Consider the following 13,633-nt stretch of genomic DNA (forward strand, 5'->3'; position numbering starts at 1 on the left):
CGTCTCCGGGCGGTGCGCGCGTCGTGACCGGGCGGCCCACCAGCTGCGCACGGAGCCCCCCTCGGCATCCGCGTGGACATGGCCTGCGGTGAGGTATTCATATCAGTTGGTGCGGTGCGTACGGGGAAGCCGGGCACGCAGAGGTGCCGTGCGAGCCCTGGGCCCGCACGGCACCCTTCCCGTTCGCCGTCCGCCGGTCGCGGACGGGGTCAGGCCTTGTCCTGCATGGAGCGTCGTGCCGGACTGCCCTGTTCGGCGGCCTTGGGGTCCTTCTCGTCACCCTTGGCGCGGACGCCGTCGGCGATGCGCTTGCCGATCGTCTCGTCGATGTTCGACCAGTACGTGAACGCGCGCTGGAGGACCGGCTCGCTCACGCCGTTGAGCAGATGCCCCACGACGTTGTCGACCAGACGGTCGCGGGCGGCGTCGTCCAGTACCTCCCGGACCATGGTGCCGGGCTGGCCCCAGTCGTCGTCCTCGGGGTGGGAGAGGTACGCGGCGCGGACGATCTCGCCGTCCGCCTCCCAGGTGGGCGGCGGCCCGAAGCGGGCGGGGTCGGCGACGGGGCCGCCCTTGGAGTTCGGGGCGTACACCGGGTCGGACGTCTTGCGGTAGGCCATCGCCCCGTCCTTGGAGTACGTGTGGACGTCGACGACGGGGGCGTTCACCGGGAGCTGCTGGTAGTTGGCGCCGATCCGGTGCCGGTGGGCGTCCGCGTAGGAGAACAGCCGGGCCAGCAGCATGCGGTCCGGGCTGGGCCCGATCCCGGGAACGAAGTTGTTGGGCTGGAACGCCGCCTGCTCGATCTCGGCGTGGTTGTCGGTCGGATTGCGGTCCAGGGTCATCCGTCCGACCGGGACGAGCGGATAGTCACCGTGCGGCCACACCTTGGTGAGGTCGAACGGGTTGAAGCGGTAACCCGCGGCATCCGCGTACGGCATGAGCTGCACGTACAGGGTCCAGCTGGGGAACTGGCCGTCACGGATGTGCTCGAACAGGTCGCGCATGTGGTAATCCGTGTCGACGGCGGCCATCTGGTCCGCCTCGTGCTGGGTGAAGAACTCGATGCCCTGGTCGGTCTTGAAGTGGTACTTCACCCAGAACCGCTCGCCCTTGGCGTTGATCCACATGTACGTGTGCGAGGTGTAGCCGTTCATGTGGCGCCAGGTACGGGGGATGCCTCGGTCGCCCATCAGCCAGGTCACCTGGTGGGCGGACTCCGGGGACAGCGTCCAGAAGTCCCACTGCATGTCGTGGTCGCGCAGGTTGCTGTCCGCACGGCGTTTCTGGGACCGGATGAAGTGCTGGAACTTCATCGGGTCCTTCACGAAGAACACCGGCGTGTTGTTGCCGACCATGTCGTAGTTGCCCTGGCTGGTGTAGAACTTCACCGCGAAACCGCGGGGGTCGCGCCAGGTGTCCGGACTGCCGCGCTCACCGGCGACCGTGGAAAAGCGAATGACCAGGTCGGTGCGGGTGCCGGGCTGGAAGAGGCCGGCCATGGTGTAGGCGCTGACGTCCTCGGTCACCTCGAAGTGACCGAACGCGCCGCTCCCCTTGGCGTGCGGCTGGCGCTCGGGGATCCGCTCGCGGTTGAACTGTGCCATCTGCTCGATCAGATAGGCGTCCTGCAGCAGGATCGGTCCCCCGGGCCCCACGGTCAGCGAGTGCTCGTCGCTCTCGACGGGGGCACCGGAGTCGGTCGTGGTGAGGGGTGGCTTCTGCGTCATGACTCTGCCTTTCTCCGCACGGAGCAGTGGGTGCCGGTCCTTGCGGGGCCTGGGGTCCTTGCGGGGGCCGCCGACCGGTCGGGACACCCGTGGCCGCGCCCCTGAGTGGCGGGTGACCCGGCGTGAGCGAGACAAACACCGAGCGCCCCGCGCCCGGTGCCCGAGCCGTGTGCCGACGGCCGCCCGGCCCGGCTCTCCGGCATCCAGCCTGGTCCCAGCGGGCCGGAGCCGCCACTCGGGGCCAGGGACGCTTTTTCGGGGAGAGCGGCAGCCGGTCGTGTCCACGGCCGCGGACGGTCGTTCCTCAGTGCATGAAGAGGATCATCACTGCTGCCGCGCTCGCGCTGACGGGCGTGGCTCTCGCCGCCCCCGCCCACGCGGACGGAACCGCCCCTGGTCCCTCCCGTGACATCGCCACCAAGGTCGCCGGGGCGCTGCCCAAGGCCGCGGTGGCGGGTCTCAACGCGGCTGCCGCGTCGATGACCACCGGCCTGCAGGACCGGCCCCCGGCCAAATAGGTCCTTCGAGCACGTCCGTTTCGCCGACCAGGTCCGTCCGGCCCCGGCCCGGCTCCCCCGCGGCGGCCCGGGCCGGGAGGGGCGACCGCTCTCGCCCCTCCCGCCGTGCCCGGCGACTGCCTAGCGGGTCGAATGGCGTGGGGGTGAACCGGTGAGCAGGTGTCGCTCGTGGGACGCGTAGCGGCTGCGTTCGCGGTGGGCCGACCGCCGGCCCGCCAGGAGGGTGGTGAGCCAGCCGGTGAGGAAGCCGGCCGGCACGGAGACGAGCGCCGGCGTGTTGTAGGGGAACCAGGCGAAGTCGGCCTCGGGGAAGGCGGACAGCGGTGTCCCGGAGACCAGGGTGGTACCTGGGGCCAGGACCAGCACGGTCAGCGAGCCCACGACGAGGGTGGCCAGGAGCGCCGTGCGCGTGTAACGGCGCCAGAAGAGGGTGTAGAGGAGCGCGGGGGCGATGGCGGAGGCGCCCAGCGTGAAGGAGACCGTCGCCAGTGGCTGAAGACTGCGGTGCTGGGCGAGGACGGCCAGGAAAATGGTGGGGAGGCCCACGGCGAGGGCGCTGCACCGGGCGAGGGCGAGTTCCCGGGCCGGTGCCGGGGGAGTGGCGCGGGACGCCGTCAGGTCGTGGGCGAGGGTGTTGGCGCACGCCAGCGTCATGCTGGCGACGGAGGCGAGCAGGGTGAGGAAGACGGCGGTGGTGACGGTGGCGAAGAGCAGGCTCTCCGGCCGGGAGAGCGAGGTGCCGAACGCGGCGCGGGCGCCCAGGAGGTAGGCGGTGGTGCCGTGCGCGTCGGCGGCGGCGATGCGGTCGTGACCGACCAGCGCGGTCGCGCCGGTGCAGATCAGCGTGAGCATCAGGATGAAAAGGGTCACCGACGAGACCGCCCAGGACATCGCCCTGCGGACCTGGCGCGGCGTGCCCGCCGTGTACATCCGCATCGTGACGTGGGGCAGACAGGCGCCGCCCAGCACGATGGCGCCCTGGGTACTGGCCATGTCCAGGGCCGGATGCGGGCTGCTGGAGTACTGCAGACCCCAGGTCAGATAGGCGTCGCCCGCCCCGCTCCGCCCGGCCGCCGCGTGGAACAGCGCCTGGGGCTGCCAGTCGAACGCGCGCAGGATCAGCACGCTCACGACCAGCCCCGAGCCGAGCAGCGCCACGGTCTTGATGATCTGGACCAGCGCGGTGCCGGGCATCCCGCCGAGCGCCGCGTAACTGATCATGAGGACACCGGCCCCGGCCACGCACCCGTTCTTCATGCCGGTGTCGGCGAACCCGAGGACGTACGCCAGGAGTTCACCGACCCCGGCGAGCTGTACGACCATCATCGGGACGAGTGCGGCGAGGGTGACCAGGCAGGCCGTGACACGGACCGACCGGGCCGGGTGACGGCGGGCCAGCGCGTCGCCCATGGTGTAGCGGCCGGTGTTGTGGAGGGGCTCGGCCAGCAGGAACATCAGCAGCAGCAGGGACAGCAGGGCGCTGAGCGCGAGGACGATGCCGTCGAAGCCGCACAGGGCGATGATCCCCCCGATGGTGAGGACGGTGGCGGCGGAGATGTAGTCACCGGCGACGGCCAGCCCGTTGCGCAACGGCGACAGGGACCGGTAGCCGGTGTAGAACTCGGCGAGGTCGTCCGCCTCCGGGCCGGTCAGCACGCACAGCAGCAGGGTGAGGGCGACGACCGAGCAGAACGCGACGAGGGACCAGGACTGGGCGGAGCCGCCCAACCCGGTCACGGCGCCTGCTCCGGGTCCGCGACGGCCACGCCCGTCTGACGGCGGGCGCGCCGCGCCAGGGGATCCACGAAGCGGTGCGCGGCGGCTTCGTAGAGAAGGACCGCCAGCCAGGTCACGGGGATCTGGGCCAGGGCGAGGAGCAGTCCGGTGGGCAGACCACCTGGGCCCGGGCGGGCCATCAGGGAAGGTGCCTTGACGGTCAGGGTCAGGAAGGCGGCGAAGTAGCCGAGCGCGGTGATGGTCGCCACCCGCCGGTGCCAGCGGTACGCCCGCCGCAGCCGGCGCAGGGTGCGGTGGGCACCTGAGCGGGGGCTCGCCGGAAGGGTTGCGTACGGCTCCTCGCCCATCGACCAGGTCGGGGACGGGCGGTCGTACGGACGCCGGTCCGAGGGTAATTCGGGCACATCATAGGACATTTCGGCAACTCCTCGGTGGGGACCGGGTCCGGTCGTGACGGGCCGCGAGCGGGGAGGGCGGTTCGGCCGGCCGCACGCCGTGCGGCCGGGAGCTGGTGGGAAGCCGTGTGCGCCGGTCGTCCAGGACGTCGTCTTGTGAGGGAGCGGTCGGGTGAGCAGGGCGCCATGGTCTCCGGCGTGGGCGCTGTCCGCCAGGGGTGCGGCCGGAGTCGATGGATATGGCCCGCCGTGCGCGGGGCTGACGTTGGGATCTCCGCCAGGAGGTGATGAAGCATGGGCGGAGCGCGCGGTGGCGTGATTGCTTCGAAAAGTGCGCCGTCGCACACCTCATGAGCCCCAGGCCGCCCGCCGGTTGGCCCGCCCGTGCGGAGCGCGGCTGTGACGCACTTCATGAGTGGCGTCGGTCTCGGACGGGAGGCCCGTCCCGTACCTCGTTCAACTTCTCGCAGATGTAAGGAATTTGCTCGGCAACGATCTAGTCCGGGCGATCTTGCGCTGCGGCCGGGCGGGCGCAGGAAGGAACAGCCATGGCTCCGCGGGCACATGGGGCAGCCCGGGAGTTGTCGAATGCGAAGTACATTGCAATCACAGCGTCTTGATTCCGCTCTGTGCAATCAGGCAGGTTTCGGACACTTCACACCATTTACGAGCTTTCTCTGAAAGATGCGTGCTATGGGCGCCTATCTGACTCCTCCAGCCGTAGTACAAGGCGAACATGCCGTGAAGACCGGCGAGATCCTCGCGGAGGTCCGCGGCCGGCAGCCGCAGGCGCCGTGGCTTCCCCGGATCGACGGCATCGCCGCGAGCACGGGGATCGACTCCCGGGGATGGATGCTGCCGCTGGCGACGGCCGCCGCACCCGGCAGCGGCACGGGCCTGCGAACTCCGGGTGCGGGCCCGGCCCGTGCGGCACTCGCCCACCACGGGTTCACCGAGCACGAGGTCGACCGCGCGATCGCAGCCCTGGAGGCGATACCGGCGTCGCAGACCATACAGGAGCGCACCGCGCCGGCCTGGGCGGCCGTGCAGGCGTACGGGGAACGCGCGGCCCGCGACGCCCTGCGGTCCGCCGGACTGGACACCACCGACGTCGACTGCCTGATCACCAGTCACTCCACCACCCCGGCCCTGCCGGGGCTCGACCTGTCCCTCCTCAACCGCCTCGGACTGCGCGACGATGTACTGCTGCTGCCGGCCACCCAGTGGGCCTGCATCGCCGGCACCCGCTCGCTGGCACTGGCGGCCGACCTGGTCGCCGCGGACCCCGACCGGGTGGTGCTGGTCGTGATATCGGAGGCGCTGAGCACCACCTACCAGCCCGCCGACGACACGCTGGAGTCACTGATCGTGCGGCTGCTCTTCGCGGACACCGCCGTCGCCGTGGCCGTCACCGGCCGCCCCCGGCCGGAGTCGGTCCTGCGGCTGGACGCGGCCTGGCACCACACCCTGCCCGGCACCACCGACCTGCACCGGCTGGAAACCCGGGAGGACGGCACGCATTTCGTGATGGACCGCCGGGGACCGCGCGCCGTGCAGGAGACCGTGGCCGCGATGTGGGAGTGGCTGCGTACGCGTCACCAGGACGACGCGCACTCCTGGCATCCCGACCTGCTGCTCGCGCACCCCGGCGGGACGCGGGTACTGGAGTACATGGAAGAGACGATGCCCGAGGGGTGGCCGGAGGGGCTGCTGGCCCACAGCCGGGACAGCTACACCACGGGCAACCGCGGCGGTGCCGCCGTACTCGACATCCTGGGCCGTGCGCACGACGCGGGCCAGAAGCCGGGCAGCCGTACGGTGCTGTACGCGGCCGCGCCCGGGCTGACGGCCACCGCACTGGAAGGGGAGTGGCTGTAGCGGAGGCCCGCCGCTCTCATCGCGGCACCGCCGCTATCCCTCCAGTTCCGCCCAGACGGCCTTGCCCGTCTCCGTCCACCGCACCCCCCAGCGCGCGGTCAGCTTGTGGACGACGTACAGACCACGCCCGTCGTCGTCGAGCAGGTCACCGCGGCGCAGGCGCGGCCGGCCGTTGCCGGTGTCGCCGACCTCGCAGGTCAGCCGGCTTCCGGCCCGCACCAGCCGCACCGTGACGGGCCCGGTGCCGAACCGGACTGCGTTGGTGACCAGTTCGCTGAGCACCAGCAGCGCGCTGCTGCGGGCCTGTTCGCCGATGTGCCAACGCCGCAGGAGGGGAGCGGCCAGGGCGCGGACCCGGGCGGCGGTGTCGTCCCCGGAGGGCAGCCGCCAGGTGGCGCTGTCCCGGCCGCGCCGCCCGGCCATCCGTGCCAGAAGCAGGGTGACGTCGTCGCGCAGCGGCTCCTGCGGGCCCAGCCGGGCGACCACGCGACGCGCGGCCTGCTGGAGATCGTCCCAGGGATGCACCTCGCGCACCACGTCCGTCAGCCGGCCGATGCCGTCGTCGATCGAGGCCGCCGGATCCTCCACCAGGCCGTCGGTGTAGAGGACGAGAAGCGAGCCGGGGGGCGCGGCGAACTGGTGCACCTCGAACGGCTCCCGTACGACGAACTCCGCTCCGAGGGCTGGGTGCGGCTGCTCCGCGACGGTCTCGGCGGAGCCGTCGGGATGGACGAGGACCGGGGGCAGGTGGCCGGCGTTGGAGATCAGCACCCGGTGGTCGACCGGATCGTAGACGGCGATGCAGCACGTCGAGCCCAGCGCGCTGTATCCGGCGGCGAGGCCGGCGTCCGTGTCGTCCAGCAGCGTGACGGTCTCGTCCAGACGCTCCAGCACCTCCCCGGGGCCCAGCCCCGCCGACAGCAGTGCGCGTGCCTCCACGCTCAGCTGGCCCATGGCCGCAGCGGCTCCCAGGCCGTGCCCCACGACGTCACCGACCACCAGCGCGGTACGGTCCCCCGGCAGCGGAAAGCTGTTCACCCAGTCACCGCCGACGCCCGCACTGTCCGGGGTGGTGGGTTGGTAGACGCTGGCGACCTCGATGGTGTCGCTGCCGGTCCGCGGCAGCAGCCGGCGCTGCAGCGCCAGGACCTGGGCGTGCTCGCGCTGGTGCTGTCGGGCCAGGTCCACGTGCCGGGCGGTCTTGGCCACGAGCTCCTGGAGATCGAGCAGTTCACCGTCGCCGAAGAGGCACTCCGGCCGCCGCCAGACCTCCGTCACGCCCAGCACGATGGGTCCCGGCGTGCCCTCCGGTCCTTCCACGACCAGCGGTATGCAGGCGACACTCACCGGCCGGTTGCCGGGCACCAGGGCGCGCACCAGCCGCGGGTCGTCCAGCGCGCGCTCGATCGCCGCACGGTCCGGAATGACGACGGCCTGTGGAACGTCGTCGCGCATGACCGCACCGGCCAGCAGTCGGCTCGCCTCGCGCGGGAGGTTGTCCCCGGGCGTCAGGTATCCCTCGGGCCAGGCCCGGTCCGGCACCAGGGCCGCCCGCCGCAGCCGGATGCGCTCCTGCGCCTGCTCGGTGACCGCCTCGCCCGTCCACACGGCGTAGTCGAGGTTGACGGCGGCCACGTCCCCCCAGGCCAGCAGGGACTGGGCCAGGGACTGCGCGGTCTCCCCGATGTCCAGGGAGGTCCCGATCGCGGTGGCGGAGGCGTACAGGTGCAGCCGCTTGGCCATGGCGATCAGCGAGACCGTCAGGCCCTCCTGCGGTGGCGCGGCCGGCAGGATGCTCATCGAGACCACCAGCTCCGAGCCGTCGGCCCGCCGCAGGCGCTGGACCCGGGCGACATGCGCCTCCCGTGTCTCGAGGACCCGTTGCAGCCGCTGTGTGACCGTAGGGACGTCTCCGGGCGGCAGCAGGTCGGCGAAGGCGGCCCCCGGTGCGGCGCTGACCCCCGCGAACGGGGCGGCGTCCAGGTTGGCGCCGCTGATCCTCAGATCCCGGTCGAGAGTGACCACCCCGAGGATCCGTTCGCCGCCCTCGGTATCGCCGTCGGCCCCCGAGGCGCGCTTCTCACCCACCGCCGTTGCTCCGCCCTTCGGGATGTAGTCCCCGAGGGCGCCGCTGACCGTGTCGAACGGCGAAGCAGAGGAGGGTGTGGGGTCCATGCAGCTCACACAGCTCGCTGACTCCGGCGCGTACCGGCAGATCTTCCCGAGTCCATGCGGGCAGGTCCCGAGCACCCTCTCCCGCACCTCTCATGAGTAACACAAATACCCTGCTCGCCGAAGGCGTAAAAGTGACCAAAACGATACAAACCGTGAGTAGTGTCGAGGACGCTCCGTTGTGACCGACCCGCGCGCGCTCCGGGCGTACGCCCCTCCGTTTCGTCCGGCCCCATCGGGCTGCCGCGCAGGGAGGGCGCGACGGCCGCCACCGGGGCGGCCGAGCCGACGGGGGAGTGGGCGGCCGGTTGCCCGTATCACCTGCGGAGACGGACATCGGAGTCCGATACCCGCCGGTGATCCGGGTCGTACCGGGCCACGCTGAACGGCATGACCACCGCCTTCCCACCCCTCCCCATCTCCGCCACGGACCTCAAGGAGCTCCGGGTCCGTGACGACGCCGGGAATCCGCCACGCCCGTACCCGGACGACGAAGGCGGCGCGCCCCTGCGCTGCTGCCTGCGGTCGAGTGCGGCAGGTGAGCGGATCGCCCTGCTCTCCTACGCCCCGCTGCGCCGCTGGGCGGCACGGACCGGCGCCGACCCCGGGGCCTACGACGAGCAGGGGCCGGTCTTCGTCCACGCCGAGGACTGCGGCGGCCCGGCCGACGAGCACCCCGGCTACCCGTGGGCCCGCCCGGGCGCGCTGCGCGTCCTGCGCCGCTACGACGGCCGAGGGCACATCACGGGCGGTCGCCTCCTGGAGCTTCCCGACGACGCCCAAGCGGCGTTCGCCCATGCGCTGGCCGAGGCCTTCGCCGACCCCGAGACCGCCCAAGTCCACGTGCGTGCCGTCGAATACGGCTGCTACCACTTCCGCGTGGACCGCCCCTGAAACCGGGAAACAGAGGCCCGGCGCTGCGGCACGGCACCCCGGGATGATTGGGTGGCCCTGGCCGAATCCACCCCGACCCGGCTCTGCCGGCAGGAGGACCACGCAGTCATGAGCAGTGCCTACGCCTACGAATACAAGGTCGTGTCGTTCCGGGAGTCGCTGATCGGCGACGCGCTGGACAGCGACAAGCTGGAGAAGGTCCTCAACAAGCACGCCGAGGACGGCTGGGCCCTCAAGGCCATCACCTCCGCCGACGTCAAGGGCCGCATAGGCCCCGGAGCCGTCGAGGGTCTGCTCCTGACCTTCGAGCGTCCCCGCGGCTGACGGGACGCAGCCGACAGCAAGCCGACGCCCCCCGACCCGCCGTGGTCCGGGGGCGTTCGCCGTCCTCCATGACGCGGACCCGCGCGCAAGCGGCCGAAAGGCGATGTGGTGATCGTCCCGGCCCGGTGGGCAGCCGTCGGCCACCGGGTCCGTAACGACAGGAACACGAGCGTGCCGCCGCTTTGCCCGTTCGGGGACCGGGCGTCCGAGGCGCCTCGTCCTTCACTCTGAGCCCTCTTTGTCTGTCGAGTCGCGGCGCCTACGAGCGCAATAATTTGCGCATCTTGCGTTCACTTGCGCTGTGGGGTGCACGTGCAGCATGCAAGGTCTCCAGGTTCTAGACGCGACTCAGGTGCCATCCCCAGCGCTCGCGCGTGGGTGCTTCTGGTGAAATCTGTGCAGTCCTGACAGTGGACGTGGTCACACCGCTCTGCAATATTTCGATGAAACAATGCAAAAGTCTGCGCATTGCGTCACCGCATCGCCCTGCACCTTTCTGCACCACTCCGCCAGGAACGAGCCGCCCTCGCCGCCATCGGCGTGCGAGCCTCCGCAGGAAGTGACCCCGCATGACTCGACACAAGCCGAGATCCTGGAGACGGCGCGCCGCGACCGCCGTGCTCGCCTCCGCCGTCATGGTTCTGGGCCTGCCGGCCGTCGGCGCGCACGCGGCCGCCGGCCCGAACGCCGCCGCGGACACCGCGACCACGGCAGGCAGCGCCCGCGCCGCGCACGCGGCCGCCAACATCACCGACGGCGACACCGACACCTACTGGCAGGCCGGAAAGAAGACGGCCCAGTGGGTCCAGACCGACCTCGGGCGGACCAGGCGCGTCCGCGAGGTCGTGCTGCGGCTGCCCGAGCGGTGGCAGACCCGCAAGCAGACGCTGGCGCTCCAGGGCAGCGCCGACGGCAAGAGCTTCGCCACCCTCAAGCCGACGGCGCAGTACGTGTTCGGTCCGGGCAACGACAACACGGTCAAGGTCGCCTTCCCCGCGACCCTCGCCCGCTACGTGCGGGCCGACTTCAGCGCCAACTCGGTAGCCGGCACCGCCCAGCTCGCGGAGATGCAGGTCCTCACGACCGCCGCCTCGACGCCCAACCTCGCACTCGGCAAGCCGTTCAGCGAGAGCGGCCACGCCGACGTCTACGCCGCGGCCAACGCCGGTGACGGCAACCGCGACACCTACTGGGAGAGCACCAACAACGCCTTCCCGCAGTGGCTCGAGGTCGACCTCGGCTCCTCGGTCCAGGTGAACCAGGTGACGCTGCGGCTCCCCAGCGGCTGGCCGAGCCGCAACCAGACGCTCAAGATCCAGGGCTCCACCGACAACCAGAACTTCACCGACCTGACGGCGTCGAAGGCGTACGCCTTCAACAGCTCCGACGACCAGTCGGCGACCATCAGCTTCGACACGACCACCACGCGGTACGTGCGGGCGTACTTCACCTCCAACGACGGCTGGCCCGCGGGGCAGGCGTCCGAGCTGGAGGTCTACGGACCGGCCACCGGTGACACCCAGGCACCCACCGCGCCGGCCAACCTGGCCTACACCGAACCGGCCTCCGGGCAGATCAAACTGACCTGGAGCGCGGCCACCGACGACACGGGCGTGACCGGGTACGACGTCTACGCCAACGGTCAGCTGCGGGCGAGCGTCGCCGGGAACGTCCTGACCTACACCGACACCCAGCCGGCCGGCACCGACGTCACGTACTTCGTGCGGGCCAAGGACGCCGCGGGCAACGTCTCCGCCGACAGCAACAGCGTCACCCGCAAGGGCGCGAGCGGCGACACCCAGGCCCCCACGGCGCCCGGCAACCTCGCCTACACGCAGTCCGGCAACGACGTGAAGCTCACCTGGCAGGCGTCGAGCGACAACGTGGCGGTCACCGGCTACGACGTCTACGCCAACGACCAGCTCCTCAAGACCGTGGCGGGCGACGCGACGACGTACACCGACACCCCGTCGGCGACGGCCACCGTCACCTACTACGTGAAGGCGAAGGACGCCGCCGGGAACGTGTCGGTGGCGAGCAACAGTGTCACCCGGCCCGGGAACGGCGCGGGCTCCGACCTGGCCCAGGGCAAGCCCATCGAGGCTTCCTCGTACACGTTCACGTACGTCGCCGCGAACGCCAACGACGGCCAGATCGGCACCTACTGGGAGAGCGCGGGCGGCGCCTACCCGGCCACCCTCACCACCAAGCTGGGCGCCAACGCCGACCTCAGCCAGGTCGTCGTCAAGCTCAACCCGGACCCGGCCTGGTCCACCCGCACCCAGAACATCCAGGTGCTCGGCCGCGACCAGGACGCGACCACCTTCACCAGCCTCGCCGCGGCCAAGGACTACACGTTCAACCCGGCCACCGGCAACACTGTGACCATCCCGGTCTCCGGCGCCGCCGCCGACATCCAGCTCAAGTTCGCCTCCAACACCGGCGCCCCCGGCGGACAGGTCGGCGAGCTCCAGGTGATCGGCACCCCGGCCGCCAACCCGGACCTCAAGGTCACCGGCATCACCAACACCCCCGCCGCGCCCGTCGAGTCGGACGCCATCAGCCTGTCCGCGACCGTCACCAACAGCGGCAGCAAGGCGGCCAAGGCCACCGACCTGGACTTCACCCTCGGCGGCACCAAGGCGGCCACGACCGACGTCCCCGCCCTCGGGGCCGGCGCCTCGGCGACGGTCACCGCGAGCATCGGCACCCGGGACGCGGGCAGTTACCCGCTCGGCGCCGCGGTGGACCCGTCCAACAAGGTCGTCGAGCAGAACGAGGGCAACAACACCTTCACCCGCTCCGACGCCCTCGTCGTGAAGCCGGTCTCCAGCTCCGACCTGGTCGCCGCACCGGTCGCCTGGACGCCCTCCAGCGCCTCGGCCGGCGACAACGTCGCCTTCACCGTGGCCCTCAAGAATCAGGGGACCATCGACTCCGCCTCCGGCGCGCACGGCGTCACCCTCACGGTCCAGGACGCGAACGGCGCGACCGTCAAGACGCTCAGCGGCTCCTACAACGGCACCATCGCGTCCGGACGGACGACCGCGCCGATCAGCCTCGGCTCCTGGACGGCCGTCAACGGCAAGTACACGGTGAAGACGATCATCGCAGACGACACCAACGAGCTGCCGGTCAAGCGCACCAACAACACCACCACACAGAACCTGTTCGTCGGCCGAGGCGCCGACATGCCGTACGACATGTACGAGGCCGAGGACGGCACGGTCGGCGGCGGCGCCAAGGTCGTCGGCCCCAACCGCACCATCGGCGACTTCGCGGGCGAGGCGAGCGGCCGCAGGGCGGTCACCCTCGACGCCACCGGCGAGTACGTCGAGTGGACGACCCGCGCCGCGACCAACACCCTGGTCACCCGCTTCGCGATCCCGGACGGCACCAACGCCACCCTCGACGTCTACGTGGACGGCCAGTTCCTCAAGGCGATCGACCTCACCTCGAAGTACGCCTGGCTCTACGGCAGCGAGACCGCGCCCGGCAACTCGCCCGGCTCCGGCGCCCCGCGCCACATCTACGACGAGGCGAACCTGCTGCTGGGCAGGACCGTGCCCGCCGGTTCCAAGATCCGCCTCCAGAAGGACGCGGCGAACACCGCCAGTTACTACGCCGTCGACTTCATCAACACCGAACAGGCCACCGCGGTCGCGAACCCGGACCCGGCCGCCTACACGGTCCCGGCCGGCTTCACCCAGCAGGACGTGCAGAACGCCCTCGACAAGGTCCGCATGGACGCCACGGGCAAGCTGGTCGGCGTCTACCTGCCCGCCGGTGACTACGACACCTCCAGCAAGTTCCAGGTCTACGGCAAGGCGGTCAAGGTCGTCGGAGCGGGCCCCTGGTTCACCCGCTTCCACGCGCCCGCCTCGCATGAGAACACCGACGTCGGCTTCCGTGCCGACTCCACGGCCAACGGCTCGACGTTCGCCGGCTTCGCCTACTTCGGCAACTACACGTCCCGGATCGACGG

General features: G+C 71.1%; 9 protein-coding genes. 5 read left to right on the forward strand and 4 right to left on the reverse strand.

Annotated features, from left to right (window positions below):
* Positions 1–209 precede the first annotated feature (209 nt).
* Positions 210–1,730 carry a catalase gene (locus JF597_RS35055; RefSeq protein ID WP_294004733.1) on the reverse strand — a complete coding sequence of 507 codons (1,521 nt, stop codon included), beginning with the start codon at positions 1,728–1,730 and terminating at the stop codon, positions 210–212.
* A gap of 311 nt (positions 1,731–2,041) precedes the next feature.
* Here JF597_RS35055 and JF597_RS35060 point away from each other — a divergent pair, with 311 nt between their 5' ends.
* The gene (locus JF597_RS35060) at positions 2,042–2,248 is read left to right on the forward strand and encodes a hypothetical protein (RefSeq protein WP_294004736.1); all 207 of its coding nucleotides are present in this window, start codon (positions 2,042–2,044) and stop codon (positions 2,246–2,248) included.
* Between the two features lie 120 nt (positions 2,249–2,368).
* Here JF597_RS35060 and JF597_RS35065 read toward each other — a convergent pair whose 3' ends face one another.
* Positions 2,369–3,985, reverse strand: coding sequence for a cation acetate symporter (locus tag JF597_RS35065; RefSeq protein WP_294004739.1), 1,617 nt, complete (start codon positions 3,983–3,985; stop codon positions 2,369–2,371).
* Positions 3,982–4,332 carry a DUF485 domain-containing protein gene (locus JF597_RS35070; RefSeq protein WP_294004770.1) on the reverse strand — a complete coding sequence of 117 codons (351 nt, stop codon included), beginning with the start codon at positions 4,330–4,332 and terminating at the stop codon, positions 3,982–3,984. The genes JF597_RS35065 and JF597_RS35070 overlap by 4 nt, the downstream gene beginning before the upstream one ends.
* Positions 4,333–5,073: 741 nt before the next feature.
* Here JF597_RS35070 and JF597_RS35075 point away from each other — a divergent pair.
* Positions 5,074–6,258, forward strand: a complete 1,185-nt coding sequence (locus tag JF597_RS35075; RefSeq protein ID WP_294004742.1) for a type III polyketide synthase — start codon at positions 5,074–5,076, stop codon at positions 6,256–6,258.
* A gap of 33 nt (positions 6,259–6,291) precedes the next feature.
* Here the strand turns inward: JF597_RS35075 and JF597_RS35080 are convergent, their stop codons facing one another.
* Entirely contained in the window at positions 6,292–8,433 is a 2,142-nt protein-coding gene (locus JF597_RS35080) for a SpoIIE family protein phosphatase (protein ID WP_294004744.1), read from the reverse strand.
* A 387-nt stretch (positions 8,434–8,820) separates the two neighbouring features.
* Between JF597_RS35080 and JF597_RS35085 the strand changes: the two genes are divergently transcribed.
* The 3 genes from JF597_RS35085 to JF597_RS35095 form a co-directional block, all read left to right on the forward strand.
* The gene (locus JF597_RS35085) at positions 8,821–9,324 is read left to right on the forward strand and encodes a DUF1203 domain-containing protein (RefSeq protein WP_294004747.1); all 504 of its coding nucleotides are present in this window, start codon (positions 8,821–8,823) and stop codon (positions 9,322–9,324) included.
* Between the two features lie 108 nt (positions 9,325–9,432).
* Complete coding sequence (locus JF597_RS35090) at positions 9,433–9,648, forward strand: DUF4177 domain-containing protein (protein WP_294004750.1); 216 nt, start codon at positions 9,433–9,435, stop codon at positions 9,646–9,648.
* Positions 9,649–10,217: 569 nt separating this feature from the next.
* A partial coding sequence (locus tag JF597_RS35095) for a discoidin domain-containing protein (RefSeq protein WP_294004752.1) occupies positions 10,218–13,633 on the forward strand: 3,416 nt, incomplete at its 3' end.

Origin of the sequence: Streptomyces sp. (genome assembly GCF_019510245.1) — a bacterium.
Classification (GTDB): Bacteria; Actinomycetota; Actinomycetes; order Streptomycetales; family Streptomycetaceae; genus Streptomyces.

What these genes read in the sequence shown, in the direction of transcription:
- JF597_RS35070 (WP_294004770.1), bottom strand. Translation starts at nt 4,332, where the DNA reads ATGGGCGAGGAGCCGTACGCAACCCTTCCGGCGAGCCCCCGCTCAGGT.
- JF597_RS35075 (WP_294004742.1), top strand. Translation starts at nt 5,074, where the DNA reads ATGGGCGCCTATCTGACTCCTCCAGCCGTAGTACAAGGCGAACATGCC.
- JF597_RS35080 (WP_294004744.1), bottom strand. Translation starts at nt 8,433, where the DNA reads ATGGACCCCACACCCTCCTCTGCTTCGCCGTTCGACACGGTCAGCGGC.
- JF597_RS35055 (WP_294004733.1), bottom strand. Translation starts at nt 1,730, where the DNA reads ATGACGCAGAAGCCACCCCTCACCACGACCGACTCCGGTGCCCCCGTC.
- JF597_RS35060 (WP_294004736.1), top strand. Translation starts at nt 2,042, where the DNA reads ATGAAGAGGATCATCACTGCTGCCGCGCTCGCGCTGACGGGCGTGGCT.
- JF597_RS35090 (WP_294004750.1), top strand. Translation starts at nt 9,433, where the DNA reads ATGAGCAGTGCCTACGCCTACGAATACAAGGTCGTGTCGTTCCGGGAG.
- JF597_RS35085 (WP_294004747.1), top strand. Translation starts at nt 8,821, where the DNA reads ATGACCACCGCCTTCCCACCCCTCCCCATCTCCGCCACGGACCTCAAG.